The organism is Haliscomenobacter sp., assembly GCF_041740695.1.
Taxonomy (GTDB): Bacteria; Bacteroidota; Bacteroidia; order Chitinophagales; family Saprospiraceae; genus Haliscomenobacter.
Genome location: NZ_JBGSLK010000123.1, coordinates 24,597 through 40,501, shown reverse-complemented (window position 1 = coordinate 40,501; position 15,905 = coordinate 24,597). Strand labels below are relative to the sequence as shown.

General features: G+C 48.0%; 10 protein-coding genes and 1 other RNA gene. 3 read left to right on the top strand and 8 right to left on the bottom strand.

Annotation, left to right across the window (positions count from 1 at the left end):
- Nucleotides 1–106: 106 nt before the first annotated feature.
- The 5 genes from ACEW9O_RS25120 to ACEW9O_RS25100 form a co-directional block, all read right to left on the bottom strand.
- Nucleotides 107–580 carry a hypothetical protein gene (locus ACEW9O_RS25120; RefSeq protein ID WP_373552976.1) on the bottom strand — a complete coding sequence of 158 codons (474 nt, stop codon included), beginning with the start codon at nucleotides 578–580 and terminating at the stop codon, nucleotides 107–109.
- An 11-nt stretch (nucleotides 581–591) separates the two neighbouring features.
- Nucleotides 592–1,893 (bottom strand): UDP-N-acetylmuramoyl-tripeptide--D-alanyl-D-alanine ligase, encoded by a 1,302-nt coding sequence (gene murF / locus ACEW9O_RS25115; RefSeq protein ID WP_373552975.1) that lies wholly within the window; start codon nucleotides 1,891–1,893, stop codon nucleotides 592–594.
- Nucleotides 1,894–2,190: 297 nt separating this feature from the next.
- A complete protein-coding gene (locus tag ACEW9O_RS25110; protein ID WP_373552974.1) occupies nucleotides 2,191–2,736 on the bottom strand; it encodes a hypothetical protein in 546 nt (181 codons plus the stop codon).
- 260 nt (nucleotides 2,737–2,996) lie between these two features.
- On the bottom strand, nucleotides 2,997–4,499 hold the full coding sequence (locus ACEW9O_RS25105; RefSeq protein WP_373552973.1) for an SUMF1/EgtB/PvdO family nonheme iron enzyme: 1,503 nt from the start codon (nucleotides 4,497–4,499) through the stop codon (nucleotides 2,997–2,999).
- Between the two features lie 226 nt (nucleotides 4,500–4,725).
- Nucleotides 4,726–5,748, bottom strand: coding sequence for a PorP/SprF family type IX secretion system membrane protein (locus ACEW9O_RS25100; protein WP_373552972.1), 1,023 nt, complete (start codon nucleotides 5,746–5,748; stop codon nucleotides 4,726–4,728).
- 221 nt (nucleotides 5,749–5,969) lie between these two features.
- On the opposite strand from ACEW9O_RS25100, the gene porU reads away from it, so the two are divergent.
- Together porU and porV are read left to right on the top strand one after the other, a co-directional pair.
- Complete coding sequence (porU, locus tag ACEW9O_RS25095; RefSeq protein ID WP_373552971.1) at nucleotides 5,970–9,845, top strand: type IX secretion system sortase PorU; 3,876 nt, start codon at nucleotides 5,970–5,972, stop codon at nucleotides 9,843–9,845.
- Nucleotides 9,846–9,982: 137 nt separating this feature from the next.
- Nucleotides 9,983–11,200 (top strand): type IX secretion system outer membrane channel protein PorV, encoded by a 1,218-nt coding sequence (gene porV, locus ACEW9O_RS25090; protein ID WP_373552970.1) that lies wholly within the window; start codon nucleotides 9,983–9,985, stop codon nucleotides 11,198–11,200.
- A 133-nt stretch (nucleotides 11,201–11,333) separates the two neighbouring features.
- On the opposite strand, the gene rnpB is transcribed toward porV, so the two are convergent.
- Together rnpB and ACEW9O_RS25080 are read right to left on the bottom strand one after the other, a co-directional pair.
- Nucleotides 11,334–11,747, bottom strand: an RNA gene (rnpB, locus tag ACEW9O_RS25085) — RNase P RNA component class A.
- Between the two features lie 112 nt (nucleotides 11,748–11,859).
- Complete coding sequence (locus ACEW9O_RS25080; protein WP_373552969.1) at nucleotides 11,860–13,074, bottom strand: T9SS type A sorting domain-containing protein; 1,215 nt, start codon at nucleotides 13,072–13,074, stop codon at nucleotides 11,860–11,862.
- Nucleotides 13,075–13,759: 685 nt separating this feature from the next.
- On the opposite strand from ACEW9O_RS25080, the gene ACEW9O_RS25075 reads away from it, so the two are divergent.
- A complete protein-coding gene (locus ACEW9O_RS25075) occupies nucleotides 13,760–15,373 on the top strand; it encodes a PAS domain-containing sensor histidine kinase (RefSeq protein WP_373552968.1) in 1,614 nt (537 codons plus the stop codon).
- Between the two features lie 87 nt (nucleotides 15,374–15,460).
- Here ACEW9O_RS25075 and ACEW9O_RS25070 read toward each other — a convergent pair whose 3' ends face one another.
- Nucleotides 15,461–15,904, bottom strand: a complete 444-nt coding sequence (locus tag ACEW9O_RS25070; protein WP_373552967.1) for a type II toxin-antitoxin system VapC family toxin — start codon at nucleotides 15,902–15,904, stop codon at nucleotides 15,461–15,463.
- Nucleotide 15,905: the final 1 nt, after the last annotated feature.

Genomic DNA, 15,905 nt, shown 5'->3' with positions numbered 1-15,905 from the left:
CGATAATCAACAGCAGTTGATTGATCACAACGTGGCAGCCTTCGACTGTTTTTGGTAGCTCCAACTCAATGTTTTTGATGCCCTAAGATACTTTTTATTTTCATATTTAGCAGCCGCCGAAGGCGGCTGCTAAATAGTTACATTCATTCTTAAATTTAATTTTTTCAAGTATTACCTCTCCCACCAATACATCCTCCCCTCTCATCTTCCGCTCCAACAAATCCGCAATTTTTTTCACCCCCGCACCCGCCGCCTCAGCCCATTTGCCCAGGCCCAGGCTAGTGATTTGTTGCTCGGCCACCTGGCTGCCCATACCCGTCAGTATATCTTCCAGTTCCAACAATTCAGCAGGTGGCAGGGTACCATTATCCGGCAGACGCAGTTTCCAGCGCAGCTTGAGTGAGCGCCCGTCGGCGGCCACTTGCCAGACCATGAGCAGGTAGGCATTCAGGTTCAGTTTGCTGCGCAGAATGGGTTGGCGCGCAGCCGGAATTACTAGATCGGCTGGTGAATGGGCTGAAGCGGTTTTTGTGAATGACGAATAGTTCGAATGACGAATGACGAATTTGATGTTGCCCAATATTCGTCACTTCACAACACTCGCTCCAAAGCCATCCCTCTCGACCCCTTGATCAAAAAAGCTTTATTCTCCCAAACCAGTCCGGTAAACCACCCCTTCAACTCCTCCACATTGTCAAAATGCAAACAACCCAATTGCTGCGCCGCCGCTGCAAAGTGTTTACCAACCAAAACCACCCGTTCAAAACCCAAACTATTGGCCAATTGTGCAATCCGTTCGTGTTCGATCGGAGCAGCATCGCCCAGCTCAAACATATCTCCCAGGATAACCACCTTGTTTCCTGAACCACTCTCAGCAAAAGAACGCAGCGTAACTTCCATACTACTAGGATTGGCATTGTAGGCATCCAGCAAAATTGAATTGCTCCCCCAAGGCACCCACTGCGAGCGGTTCATATTGGGATGGTAATTTTCGATGGCAGCTTTGGTTTTTGCACCAGGGACTTTAAAGTATTTGCCCAGGGTGACCGCCGTTTTGATGTTTTGGAAATTGTGCCCCCCCATCAATTTGCTGTCCACTTCAATCAACTGTTCTTTTTCATCTAAAAAAGCTACCCGAATAAAGGGTTGTAATTGTAGCAGTTTGACTTCGTAGGGTTTGTGGTTGGGTGCAGGATTTTCACTTAGTTCATAAAAAATTCTTTTCCTAACGGGGGTAGAAAGTTCCAATAAAAAGGCTTCATCATTGTTGACAAAGGCCAATCCATCGGTTTCGGCCAAATAGCGGTACAATTCTGATTTGCCTTTTTTCACCCCTTCTATTCCACCAAATCCTTCCAGGTGGGCTTTGCCGATGTTGGTGATCAAGCCGTGGGTGGGTTCTGCAATGCGGCACAATTGGTCGATCTCCCCCTGGTGGTTGGCCCCCATTTCAATTACCGCTACTTCAATCCGGGGATCAAGTTGCAGCAAGGTCAGTGGCACACCGATGTGATTATTCAGGTTGCCTTGGGTATAATGCATCGGGTACTGACTGCTCAATACTGCGGCAATGAGTTCTTTAGTGGTGGTTTTGCCATTGCTTCCAGTAATGGCAATCATTGGGATGTGCAATTGGCGACGGTGGTAACGCGCCAAGTCCTGCAGGGTTTTGAGTGCATCATCGACCACTATACATTGGGCATGATTTGCCAATTCTGGATCGTCCACTATGGCGAAACTGGCACCTTTTTCCAGGGCTGCCAATGCGTATTGATTGCCATTAAAATTGTCGCCCCGCAGGGCGAAAAATAGGCATCCGGGCTCAATTTTGCGCGAATCGGTGGATACTTTGCCAGCACTAAGAAACAGTTGATAAAGACTTGAGATTTCCATGTCGTTAGGGTACACGCTATTCAGAGGGGAAAATTAAGTAAGGTTTGGCAAACTTAGTAGTAGGGCAAAAATAAATGTTCATTTTTCTTGAGCCAGAGGATTAGATGAGACACTTAAAATGAACCGTTTACTCATCTAATCCTCTGGCAAAATGAACACTTATTTTTTTATCGCCCTTACCTTACTTTGGGGAGAGATAATTTAAGAAAGTAAAAAGTGAATAGCAAGCGACAGCCTTGGGGGTAACGAAGGCAGTTGAGCAGCATACATCATGCTACTCAACTGTCGAGGAATGAGTTATTTCACACATTCAAATCCAGTGGCCTTTGAAGGGCTATCTTCCGCGGTTTGTTTGACTACAGAAAAATTCTGGTTTGATTTTAGACTCAATTGGTAGGTACCAGCACCGCCACAGCTGGTGCCCCACTCGCGGGTAATGGCAAACAAATAAATGCCATTCTGTGGTACGACAAAATCATTCACCACTTCTCCTGCCATATAATCCTTACAGCTTGTTCCTGCCGTGCAGCGACGCTCCTTCGACGACATGGTGAATAAATTGGTACTCCCCAATGCGGTACCTGGCAGATACAGGGCAATCTGTGCAACGGAACCCTCACTCACTGAGTTGACAGTAAAACTTACTTTTGCTCCTTTTTCGAGTTCCACCTGGAATACATCCTGGCAGTCGGTTCCAGAAGCGCATTCCCAAGCATAGGAAGCAGTGTAAGACTTGGTTTTTTCGGCGATAAAATCTTCACTTTCCTGCTTTTTACAGGCAAGTGTGCAGCCCAACAACAAAACCAAAGAGATGGTAGAGGAAAAACGAAAATTACTTGACATTGTCATTTTAAATTAAAGTTTTTAGGTATTTCTTCTAAGGGCGATAAAAAAATAAGTGTTCATTTTGCCAGTGGATTAGATAAGTAAGCGGTTCATTTTAAGTGTCTTATCTAATCCATTGGCCCAAAAAAAATGAACACTTATTTTTGCCCCACTACTATGTGTCAATAGCCCTATGAATCGTTCCAGAATTTTTTCAAAAAAAAAAGGAGACCATGAATGCACACGGTCTCCCTTTTTTCTGATCAAAAGATCAATGTTTATTTATAGCGACGGTCAACACGTCTTTGTTTTACTTTGAATTGGTTGCCACCCGGCTTGTCGTTGGTAGCAGAACCACCCATGCGACTCATGGCACAACGGAAACCAAGCGTACGATCGGCATCGTCTTCATCCTTGAAGCGGCGAGCACCTGGAGAAAGCCAGTAAGCACGATCGGCCCAAGAACCACCTTTGTAAACGCGAGCTTTATCACTCACAAGGGTGTGTTGCTCAAAATCGTAAAAAGCTTCGGATTCTTTGTCACCATCCCGGTAATCCAGCGCATTGCCGCGGCGAATGTTGTCGCGGGTAGCCAATTCGTCGTCTTGGAAGTAGCGGTATTTGATACGACCCAAGCTGTCTTTTTCAACTGGACGGCCATCTTCATCGGTCTCAACCGTTTTGTATTTATTACCCCGAACTGGGTTCAAATCGTGGTTGTCGGCATCACGCAGGGTTTGGCTGGTCAATGGACGATAAACGTCGACTACCCATTCGTTGACGTTGCCAGCCATGTTGTACAAGCCAAAATCGTTGGGCAAAAAGCTGCGTACAGGAGCAGTTACCGCAGCGTTGTCGTTCAACTTACCGGCAATACCCATGTAATCCCCGGCTTCTTTTTTGAAGTTGGCCAACATTTGTCCCTGGTACTTATCGTGCTTTTGATAGCGCACAGTTTGTCCGTTCCAAGGATAGTTGCGGCGGTCGGTATAGTTTTCGTCGCCTTCAGCAGATTGGTTGCCACGCAGCGCCAAAGCTGCGTACTCCCATTCTGCTTCAGTAGGCAGGCGGTATTCTGGCAACATGATACCGTCCTCAAAACGTGCTGGGCGCTCTTCGCCAGTACGGAAGTCTTTGAGGTTTTTGCGTACGTTACCTTCATACTGGCCTACTAGGTAAGAACCAGTGCTAAAGCTATCGTCGTCTTTTTGTTCGTTGTTTTCGTTCAGGATGCCTCGCTTGATGAGCAACATTTCGTTCACCCTGTCAGTACGCCAAAGGCAATATTCACTTGCCTGAGTCCAGGTAACGCCTACCACGGGATAATCGTCAAAAGAAGGGTGGCGAAAATAAGTGTTTACCATTGGCTCGTTGTACGACAAATCATCGTACCAAACCAAGGTATCTGGCACGGCCTTGCGGTATACCTCAGGATAAGTTTCGCCATACACACGACCTACCCAATAGGTATATTCGCGGTAATCGATGTTGGAAACTTCTGTTTCATCCATGTAAAAGGAAGAAACCGTAACGCGTCGAGGGACGTTGTTCCACTCATACATCACGTCTTGCTGGGTTTGCCCCATCGAGAAAGTACCACCCTCAATCGGAACGAGGTTGGGACCCGTGATTTGACCCTCATAATTCAGCTTCTCGAAGCCTCCCCATTTGGTATCATTGTAGTTCCAGCCGGTGGTGGAAGAAGTGTCCTTGCTCTTACAGGAGGTGAATATCACTGTGGCGACAAGGAGGTAAGCAGCAAACTTCAACAAGTTTTTCATTATCAATGACCAATTTTTTTTAGAGAAACGACCAACCTGAATTGGCATTATCTAAGAGCTTGTATAAATTTTCTTTCCGGGCTACAAAGACCCTCTTTTAAACAAACTCCAACTACATTCATTTGACTTTATACCGAACGCTGTGTTCGGCGAATTAGTATACGACCACAAAATTTTTGTCTTTTGTAGTTGACATTTAATTGAGGGCCAAAAATAGAGAAAATATTTATCTAAAGATTTGAAAACAGTCGTTGATGTTAACTTTTTTCCGCCGCCTTTGATTGGCGCGGCTTTCATCGAGGGTAAAGGAGAGCGAAATTTCGTGGCTACCCCCCGTACGATTCAAAGCCAGATTGGACAAAGTAGCGTCAAAGCTATACCCCAAGCGCAATACGCCATAGCGATAACCAATCAATCCTACGGCTGCATCGGGATTTTTGCCACTGTTGCGGTACCAAGCTCCGGCAAACACGGGGCCAAAGCCCCAATAACCGCCCACCATGACCTGCGAGAATTCAGCCTGCCGCACGTACAAAAAATTGGGGGCAAAAAAAACGGCATCGCCATTGCGGCCACTTCCACCCAGGTCAAATTGGCCACCACCATGTACAGAAAGCCGCATTGGGTGTCCCACCAAAAGGGAAGAGCTACCTGATGTGAGCAAGTTTTCATTAAAATTATTGAGGTGCTGTAGCGCTATCCCGCCGTAAAATTTTTTACTAAAAGCCAACAATCCAGCTGAAAAATCAATTTGATTGTTGCCCAGATTATCCGGGCGCAACTCCTCGGTACTGTTGCCCTGGCCATTGCTGCCCAAACCATCAATTGGGTCGAGCTGATCGCCAAAAACCAGTTTATCCCAAGCCAACTGGGAGCGAAAGGCTCCGGCTTCAATGCCAAATTTCAGCGCCAGATCATCGTTGGCTTTCAATTGGTAGCTGTAATACAAACTAAACTGGCGCGTTTGGTAAATGCCGTTTCCAGCGTCATCAGCAGTGATGCTTGCTCCAATCCCGCTGTTCAAAAAGGGCAGGGATTGTTCATACGCAATGGCATAGGTCTGGTAAGCATTGGGCCAGGAAGGCCATTGATTGCGGTGATTGAGCATAATGCGCGGCGCATGTGAAACACCAGCAAAGGCCGGATTGAGATGTAAGGGCGCAGCAAAAAACTGGCTAAAGACGGGATCTTGGGCAAAAACCTGCGTGATTAGCATGCTTGAAAAAAGAAAAAGTAGACTTATGCGCATAGTATGTTTTTTTTTAATCAACATTTTACCTCATTAGGGTGTCAATCAGTAGTGTACTTGACAATCCAAAAATTTGAATTGGATTACCTTTGGGAATCCAAATAGCGAAGCTGCTGTACTTATGCACTGAAGCTACTGTACTTATGCATTGAAGTTATGGTATGCATTCGCTAAATTGTCACTTCTTGTAATCAATAATACTGCGGAAACGTTTGAAATTTATGAAGAATTTCGCGATTACCTCCATTTTGACATTATTCTTAGGTCTGCTGTACGGCAATTCTCCATTTTTCATTCGAGAAGCCCTCCAGTGGAAAGCCGAGACCATGTCCACATTGCCCAAACCACTGCCCAAAGAACGTTGGGGTTTCAAGGGGGCGGTGTACGGCAAACAAAACCCCGAGCAACCCTGGTTCATCCAGGAATTTGTCGTGGATGGCCCCGGACAATTAGACATCGAATTGCTCACAGTGCGTTGGGAAGAGTTTCCTGCCCCACCCCAATGGGCAGTGGAAAGTGTGGGTGAAAGCCTGAAATTTTTCAGTCAGGTAGAAAAAGACCGGCGGCAGTTTTTTGGAAAAGTGTATTTCGTCCCGGTCATTCGTCAAGGGGGTCGATTTTTGCGGGCAGTTGAATTTGAGCTAAAAGTTACGCTGCGTCCGCAGACTAGCCCAGAGTTGCGCGCCGATCCTTATGCTGAAAATTCTGCGCTGCGCGATGGGCAAATTTTCAAGCTCGCAGTGACTCAAAACGGCGTCCACCGCCTGAGCTACGATTTTTTAAAAAACCAGCTCAAAATCGACATTGACCGTGTTGATCCGCGCAACATCAAAATATTGGGCCAAGGAGGCGGCATGCTGTCCATGGGGGTAAACGAAGCACGTTTGGATGATTTGGTCGAAAACCACGTGTTGGTCGTAGGAGAAGACGATGGCAAATTTGATTCAGGCGATTACATCCTCTTTTACGCGGAAGGCCCCGACCGCTGGGATTACCAGGCCAGCAGCCAGCGTTTTGACCTGAACAAAAACATTTACGATACCCGCAACTATTATTTTGTCAAAATTGCTTCTGAACGGGGTTTGCGCATCAGCGCCCAAAATTCGCTTGGCACCACGGCGTATACCAGCAATACTTTTGACGATTACGCCCGACTGGAAGAAGACAAAATCAACTTGCTCGAATCCTGGGAAAGCAACGCCAACAGTGTGAGCGGCTCGGGTCGCATGTGGTTTGGCACTCATTTTCGGGTGGCACGGGAAAATACCTTTACCAAAGCTTTTAATTTTCCCAATCTGGTTACTGATCAGGATGTGAAAGTAAGTGCCCGGATGGCGCTGCGAGCTTTGGATCCCACCTCCTTTAGCCTGGAGCTCAATGGAACCCGGATAAACAGCGCCAATGCAGCCAATGTATTTTACCTGGATGGCTCTGCTGCCACCGAAGTAGAATACGCCAATTGGGCCGACTTGCGCAGCAACATCCGTTTGACCCAGGATGCTGTAGATGCCATCGTTCGTTATCCAAATGTCAGTGCGGGCAGCGAGGGTTGGCTGGATTACATCCAATTGCAAGCTCGTCGGAGACTGATAATGAGCGGGGATCAAATGGCTTTTCGAGACCTTAATACACTCCAATATCCTTCAGCCAGTTATGAACTAGGCAATGCCAGTGCCGATGTTTTGGTCTGGGACATTAGTGACCCTCAACGGCCTAGAGCACAGGAAGGCACCCGGACTGCAACCCAGTTTAGCTTTGGGGCCAGCGCTGGAAGTAACTTACGTCAGTTCATTGCTTTTAATGGCAAACAAGGGTTCCTCTCCCCGGTTGCGATAGGCAAGGTTGAAAATCAAAACCTACACAACATCCGTTCGGCTGATTTGGTGATCATTTACGACGCGGCAGGAGAATTTAATGAAGCTGCACAAAAATTGGCTCAACACCGTCGGGAACATTCCAAGCTGGAAGTTCAAGTAGTCCGTGTAGATCATATTTACAATGAATTTTCTTCGGGCCGGGCCGATCCCAGTGCGATCCGCGATTTTGCCCGGATGCTATACCAGCGCGATCCCCAATTCCGCTATTTGTTGCTGGTCGGTGATGGCTCTTTTGACCAAAGGGATGTGTACAAATATGGCAACAATTTTATTCCTACCTTCCAGGAGGACTCTTTTAATCCACTGTATGCCTTTCCAGCGGACGACTTTTATGGCATCCTGGAAAACAATCAGCCCTTTGACCCACTCAATGGGCGGCTAAATGTGGCGGTGGGCCGTCTGACTGTAAACAAAGCCCAAGAAGCGCTTCAGGTAGTAGACAAAATAATCAACTACGACCTTTCACCCCAATCCATGAGCGACTGGCGCAATCGAGTACTCTTCGTCGGCGACGATGAAGATGGCAACCTGCATACCCGCGATAGCGACGATATTGCCCAAGAGATTGCTGAAAAACACCCTTCACTCAATCCTGACAAATTTTACCTGGACGCCTTTCCGCAAGTAGCTTCCGCAGGTGGGAATTTTTACCCTGCTGTCAACGAAGCCATCAACAATACCATCTTTAAAGGGACCTTGGTCATGACCTACCTGGGGCACGGCGGCCCCAATGGCTGGGCACAAGAGCGCATCTTGCAAGTCCGGGATATTCAAAACTGGACCAATTTTGAACGCCTGCCACTGGTCGTTACTGCCACTTGTTCCTTTACCGGATACGATGACGCGAGCAACTCAACGGCTGGCGAAGAAGTGTTGCTGAACCCACGAGGAGGCGCAGTTGCCTTGTACTCTACCGTGCGTGCGGTTTATGCTTCTGAAAATGCATCCTTAACCCGCTTGGCACTATTGGAACTCTTTGAAGCTGAACCAGGCAGCAGCATTGGCGACGCCATGCGCAAGGCTAAAAACCAACTAAGCGGCGGCACCTTGACCAATTCTCGAAAATTTGCCCTGATTGGTGATCCTTCCATGATCCTGGCACTGCCGCGCTACAGTGTACAAACCACCACCATCAACGGCAAAGCGGCTCAAAATAGCACAGATACCTTGCGCGCCTTGCAAAAAGTGACCATCGAAGGCCAGTTGGTTGATGGACAAGGCACCTTGCTGAACGATTTTAACGGCATAGTGTACCCCACCGTATTTGACAAAGCTTTCAAGGCCGCAACCCTGGGGCAAGACCCCAGCAGCCCCAAAGGTTATCAGTTCGAGGTACAAAAAAACGTCATTTTTAAAGGCCGGGCCAGTGTGCGCAATGGCCGGTTTAGTTTCACCTTTGTAGTGCCCAAAGACATCAACTATGCTTTTGGTTTGGGAAAAATCAGCTACTACGCCGCCGATACCGTGCGCATGGTGGATGCCACTGGAGCTTACAAAAACATCAACATTGGCGGCAATAGCCCTGGCGGTTTGGCTGATGACCAAGGTCCAGTGGTGGATGTGTACATGAATTCACTTGACTTTGTCTTTGGGGGCATCACCAACCCCGATCCCCTCTTGTTGGTGCGTTTGCGCGACGACAATGGCATCAATGTAGTGGGCAACAGCATTGGGCATGATCTGGAAGCAGTGCTGGATGACAACACCCAAAATAGCTTACTGCTCAATGACTTTTTTGAGTCCGAACTGGATGATTACACCAAAGGACAAGTGCGCTATCCAATTGCCAGTTTGACGGAGGGTTTGCACAAAATCCGGGTCAAAGCCTGGGACATTGCCAACAACTCCAATGAAGGGTACACCGAGTTCGTAGTGGCTTCCTCTGCCGATATCGCGCTCAAACACGTGCTCAATTACCCGAACCCTTTCACCGATCGCACCTGCTTCCAGTTTGAACACAGCGCCAACAACCAGCAAATCGACATTTTGGTACAAGTGTATACCATCGCGGGGCGTTTGGTCAAAACCATTGAGACCTCCCTTCTATCGGATGGTGCCCTGCGCCAAGGTGATTGTATTGAGTGGGATGGTCGGGATGATTTTGGCGATCGCCTAGCCAGGGGCGTATATTTATATAAAGTTAAAGTGCGAGCAAATTTGCCGGGTGGAAGCACCTTGAAAGGAGAAAGTAAGTTTGAAAAGTTGGTGCTGCTAAAATAAGATCGCCATTTTTTCGTACAATGAGTAAATTGCACCTTTTTTTTAACGGAACGATAACACATGATGAGAAAACGGCATGAAGTTTGTTTACTAGTTCTTGTGTATCGATCTAAAAAGATTTTTAAAATAAAAATCTCATGAAGAACTTAGTACTTCGTTTGGCAGCCCTTTTGATGCTCGTTATTGGCTCAACAAGTATCGTTGAGGCGCAGTGTTTTGCTGACGCAAATGGAAATCTTGTCAACATCGATGGAACGCCTTGTACAAACACGGTGACCTCTGCAGTTCCATTCCTGCGGATTGTAGCGGATGCGCGCTCCGGTGCCATGGGCGACGCCGGCATTGCTATCTCTGCGGATCCCAATGCCATGCATTTCAATGCTTCCAAACTGGCTTTTGCGGAAGACAAAATGGCCATGTCGGCTACTTACACGCCCTGGTTGCGCTCCTTGGGCCTCAACGATGTCTACATGGCTTACCTGACGGGCTACCGCAAACTGGACGAGCAAGCGCTGCAAACCCTCGGTTTTAGCTTGCGTTACTTCTCGTTGGGTAGCATTCAGTTCACTGACATCAATGGTACGGCGCTGAATACTGGCCGCCCGAATGAATTTGAGGTATCCATCGCTTATGCCCGTAAATTGACCGAAAAAATGTCGGCTGCGGTAACGGGTAAATTCATCTATTCCAACCTGGCTGCGGGCAACGTGGTCGGTGGGGATGTGATTGAACCAGCGATTGCTGGGGCAGCAGATTTTTCGCTGACCTACAAATCACCAATCGAACTCAAAAACGGCGATGCAGATTTGACCGTAGGTTTGGCGTTGTCCAACATCGGCAACAAGGTATCTTATACCAATAGTACTGACCGTGACTTTTTGCCTGCCAACTTTGGTTTGGGTGCGGCTTATACCATGAATCTGGATCAGTACAATAGTTTGACCTTCACTACAGATGTCAACAAATTCCTGGTACCAACCCCTTGTCAGGGTGGACCTGAAGTATGTGATCAAGACAATGATGGCACGCCTGATTACAAACAAGAATCGCCTATTGGTGCCATTTTCTCCTCTTGGGGGGATGCTCCTGAAGGGATTTCGGAAGAACTGCGTGAGTTTATGTTCTCCTTTGGTGCCGAGTACTGGTACGACAAGCAGTTTGCGGTACGCGCTGGCTATTTCAGCGAACACGTACGCAAAGGTGCCCGCAAATACCTGACGGTAGGTTTGGGCCTGAAATACAATGTGTTTGGTTTGAATTTCTCTTATCTGGTTCCTACAACCAACCAACGGAATCCATTGGACAATACGCTGCGGTTTTCGCTGTTGTTCAACTTTGCAGACCTGGAAGAATAAGAGTGAAGAGTGAAGAGTGAAGAGTGAAGAGTGAAGAGTGAAGAGTGAAGAGTGAAGAGTGAAAAATTAGGCGGTGGAATCCAAATGGTGTACCCGCTTTTCACTTTTCACTATTCACTTTTCACTCAAAAAAGTTTGCCGCAAACCGATAAGCCGGATTTTGTTCCAATACCTTGCGGTACCAGCCCCTATCATTTATCTAGTCCTGTCCTTGCGGCGCAGGATCCATCTGCCTACCCTCCTCAACATTCTTGCGAAAACAAAACGAGCAGCTTCGCCGGGCAAGCCCGATTGAGGTATACTTGACATTTCAACCCACAAGGTTTATCCACACCCGATATTGCTACCGAGCCGCGTGTGCTCTTACCACACGTTTTCACCTTTTCCGCCCCGAAGGGAGGTAGTTTCTTTTCTGTGACCCTATCTGTCCACTGTTCCAAGCCGAAGCTCAAAGCAGCAGCCCATCCGTTAGATGGTGTGGCGCTCTACGTTGTCCGGACTTTCCTCACGCTCATTTGCACGAGCCCGCGATAGAGTGGTTTGCGGCAAGGGGCAAAGATAGGAAGTGAAAAGCGAAAAGTGAAAAGTGAATAGCAGATCGCTAACGGAGAAACAGCAATGGTGTACCTGCTTTTCACTTTTCCCTATTCACTTTTCACTTACAAGACTAGCATCTTCTGCACCAGCACTGCATTTGGCGTGCGTAAGGTGTAGAGGAAAAATCCTTTGGCGTTGCCAAGTTCATTGCGTTGGAGTAAAATTTCATTGCGACCGGTGTTGCCATTCAATTGACGGGTGAGCACCCGGCGGCCTTGCTGGTCGTAGACGTTAAATTCAACATTGCCAGACTGTTGCAGGTCGTAGTAGATGAGGGCTTCTTTGTCTACGGGGTTGGGCAAGTTAGGGTGCAAAATGTCCTTGCCTCTGGGCAAAGGTGGCGCTCCTGGCAGTTGAATGAGCGGTGGGTTGGGCCGATCAACACCATTGGAGGAAGAAACGCTGACCTCTGTTTTGCAAGTATTAAAAGCTCCTACCCTATCGGTGCCCCACAATTCGACGGTGACACTGGTCAGGGTATCAACAGGGAAAAATTCCACTTGGCTTTGTAAGGGTGTCCAATACCGCGCACCCCGGCGTTCGATGTATTCACCCAGGTCGTTAATGTCGCCATCTTTGTTGAGGTCGAAGCCGTCCTGTTGATCCAGTTTGCCGTCGCCGTTGGTATCGTAACCCGCTTCTATCATGGTGGGGATTCCGGCGGGATAAAAGGCGCGTCGTACCCTGTACTGAAGAAAATGGCAATTGTCTTTGCTGCCCTTGTTGAAAAACTCGTGGTCCAGGGTCACTGCTTCGCTGCGCAAACCTGTGCTGCCCGGCAGCGTGAGGTTGAGGGCAGATGCGCAGAGCATGGTCGGCTGGCTGAGGTCTTCAATATCAAAATAAAGGGTGTCCTGGGTTCTTTGGCGGCAGCGATCCAGCAGGTTGATCACCAGGCGAAAGCGGCCAACGTTGCGGATTTCGGATTGGGTCCGGTTTTCAGAGAGGATGACCCAGCCTTCGGGTTGTACCAAAACACCTTTTACCCAGCGCCCCCAGGAGGACAATTGCACATTGCTGGACAGATAACCGCAGGGTGTTTTGAGTTCCACGCCGAAGTTTTGTTGCAAAGCTTCGGGCGTGAATTGCATGTCCAGGCCACATACATTGCTTTGTGCAGCCAGTTTGAACACCCGATCCGGGATGACAATTTCAGGCTTGGTGGAGTCCACCACAACGACAGTCGAAAAGGCTTGAAGACTAAAAGGGAGGCTAAAAAGGGCAACAATCGTAGTAAACCTGTGGCTAGTTTTTTGGTAGAAGTTTCGTGTTTTCATAAGATGGTAGATTTTTGAGTGATCAAAAAACTACCGGGCTGGAAAAGAGGTATGATTGTGGGAATAAATATAAGGGGATTAGATGTAAAAAGGGAGGATTGTGTTGGATTTTTTTGTCGGCATCCTGCCACTTTTCCCACGAATAAATTCGTGGGTTGGGTTATTGGGTTGGCTCCCACGGATGAATCCGTGGGTTGCCTCGGTTGCTCATGGGTGTCCCACGGATTAAACCATTGGCTTGGTGTGGTTAAACTGTCTGAAGAGGTACCCTGCCCGAAAACCACAACTATAGTGTCGAAGCGCTGGATAAGTATCCCCAAACAACTAAACAAGTAAGCCTTCAGACACGAACAACCAGCGGCACTAGCCGCGAAATGTCACTAGAAAGCAGCATCGAGCGTGGTTTTGGAGGTGCAGCGCACCGAAACCCGTCGAATGCTGTTCCGGTGCTCTGCACCTCCATCGACATCCTTTACCCTTTTGCTAGTGACGTTGCGCGGCTAGTGCCGCTGGTCGTAAGCTCAAGGTTAATTCTCTCTTAGTAGAAAATCCTGCCAATTCACAAATTCTCCTCTCCCACTGTAACCTTTCCCCCCACTTTTTCGTACAACCCACCAGGCATCACCAACTGGACAACTGTAAAAACATTAAGCGTAGCGTACACGCTTGGATTAGGGTTTATTTCATGAAAAAACAACTACTGACTGCCCTCGGCATTTACGCCAGTGGGTCGCTGGGTTTGAGCATTTTGGCCTGGATCATCAAGGAGGTTGTACAAAGGTATGGGGCGGATTGGAGCCTCGAACAACCTTACTTCTTGTACTGGCAAAGTTGGGGCATCATGCTGGCTTTGAGCTGGTTGTTGATGGCACTATTCGTATGCCTGTACCGTTTGGCCAAGCTGGCGCGGGGGCAAAACATTTCTTTTCACCAGCGTTTAGCTTTGATGGCGCTGGGCTCTTTGTTGGGTTTTGGCTTACACCTGCTGTTTAGCCTGAGCATTCCCATCATCGTTTTACCTTTCTTGACTTTCGCCTGCTTTTTGTTGCTGGACATGTACCTTGACGACGACGAGTTGAGTTTGACCTGGATATTGGTTACCCTCGTGATGTTGGCTGGAGTCGGTGCGGGATTTAGCGCATCCACTTTGGGCGTCACGAAGGCGCAGTTTCCACTCGTATTCACCTTGTTTGCTAACCTGTTTTTGCTCATCATTGGGCATTTGCCCATTTGGGTCTTCAGCACGGCGCGGCGCGAGGGCATTAGTTGGGGTTTGCGCATCCAGTTGGCGATTTTTTCGCTGGTAGCTGGAGCCTTGATTCTGGTATTTTTGGTGACTTATTTTTATTTCCAAAAAACCACCCAGGCCAGCGTCCACGAATTTTTGAACATCCTCACCGCCAGTTACATCTTTTTCCTCTTCATTGCCGCCGCCGTGTCCATTTGGGTGGCGCGAAGCATCACGGCGCCAATCAGTGAGATTCGGGTGGGTTTGAGCCAGTTGATTTTGGGCCAAAACCAACGCCTGACTTACCAGTACCGCGATGAACTGGGCGATCTGGTCGATGCCTACAATCAAGCGCTCAGCGACCTGGACGCCAGTGTAGAGCGCCTCAAACAAACCGAAAGAGAAATGGCCTGGCGCGAAATGGCCCGTCAGGTCGCCCACGAAATCAAAAACCCACTCACGCCCATGCGCCTGAGTGTGCAACATTTGCAAAGGGCACAAAAGCTGAGTCCAGCCGATACCCCCGAGCTGGTCGAGCGCATGAGCAAAACCCTGCTCGAACAAATCGACTCCCTCACCCGCATCGCCGATGCCTTTTCCAATTACGCCCAAATGCCCAGCCCCGCGCCCCGGGAGTTTGACCTGAGCGATTTGTTGCGCTCCATCCATACCCTATACCAACAGCAGGAACAGGGTCAAAACAACATCAACCTCCACTTGCCTGAAAAACCCGTCAGCGTTTTTGCCGACCGCGATCAATTGGCGCGGGTGGTTTCCAATCTGCTCATCAATGCACTGCAAGCCATTCCGCAGGATCGCCCAGGTAAACTAACGATCGCCTGCACGGCTGATAAAACCGCCTTGTTGATGGTGGAAGACAATGGGCGGGGCATTCCCGCAGGCATCCAGGACAAGGTATTTTTGCCCAATTTCACCACCAAGTCATCGGGCATGGGCCTGGGGTTGGCCATGTGCAAAACGATGGTGGAAAATGCGGGGGGGAAGATGGGTTTTAGTACGGTGGAAGGTGAAGGGACTAGGTTTTGGGTGGAATTGCCACTTAACCAATGAGAGTTATCAGTTGATCCAGTTGAACTACTTAAAACAGAAAAGATTTCTTGACTATGTTGTGAAATACATTGATTGATTACCCAAAAGTCAAAATGGGTTTTCAATTACTAAATATCCAGGTTGCAAATGGTCAAAATCATGATCTAAAGTAAGCAGCTTTGAACCTGTTGCATATGCTGTTGCTGCAATCCACAAGTCATTTTTTCCCATATTCTTCGATGAAAAGTGGCTAGGATAAGGTACATCAGCTAATTTACCTTGAGAATAAGCATCAATTTTAGCGTAGGTATTGATGATGCTTTTTACTTTAATTGGAATGATAATCAGGGTACCTAATACACGATTTAGTTCTTGCTTTTTCCGCTCTCCCCAATTCCACTGAAGCGCTAAAGATTCCAACTCGCCTTGAACCACAACTGAAATTGCAAACAGGTTATCTTGATCCGTATATACTTGTTTAAACTTCTCTTTCAAAGTGCGATCTCGAATCAAAGCAATCAGTATATTCGTATCCAATAATACCTTTTGCATA

Bases quoted from the DNA above. Each gene is read 5' to 3' on its own strand.
- ACEW9O_RS25105 (WP_373552973.1), bottom strand. From the start codon at position 4,499: ATGAAAAACTTGTTGAAGTTTGCTGCTTACCTCCTTGTCGCCACAGTG.
- ACEW9O_RS25110 (WP_373552974.1), bottom strand. From the start codon at position 2,736: ATGTCAAGTAATTTTCGTTTTTCCTCTACCATCTCTTTGGTTTTGTTG.
- ACEW9O_RS25070 (WP_373552967.1), bottom strand. From the start codon at position 15,904: ATGCAAAAGGTATTATTGGATACGAATATACTGATTGCTTTGATTCGA.
- ACEW9O_RS25100 (WP_373552972.1), bottom strand. From the start codon at position 5,748: ATGCGCATAAGTCTACTTTTTCTTTTTTCAAGCATGCTAATCACGCAG.
- ACEW9O_RS25080 (WP_373552969.1), bottom strand. From the start codon at position 13,074: ATGAAAACACGAAACTTCTACCAAAAAACTAGCCACAGGTTTACTACG.
- murF (WP_373552975.1), bottom strand. From the start codon at position 1,893: ATGGAAATCTCAAGTCTTTATCAACTGTTTCTTAGTGCTGGCAAAGTA.
- porV (WP_373552970.1), top strand. From the start codon at position 9,983: ATGAAGAACTTAGTACTTCGTTTGGCAGCCCTTTTGATGCTCGTTATT.
- porU (WP_373552971.1), top strand. From the start codon at position 5,970: ATGAAGAATTTCGCGATTACCTCCATTTTGACATTATTCTTAGGTCTG.
- ACEW9O_RS25075 (WP_373552968.1), top strand. From the start codon at position 13,760: ATGAAAAAACAACTACTGACTGCCCTCGGCATTTACGCCAGTGGGTCG.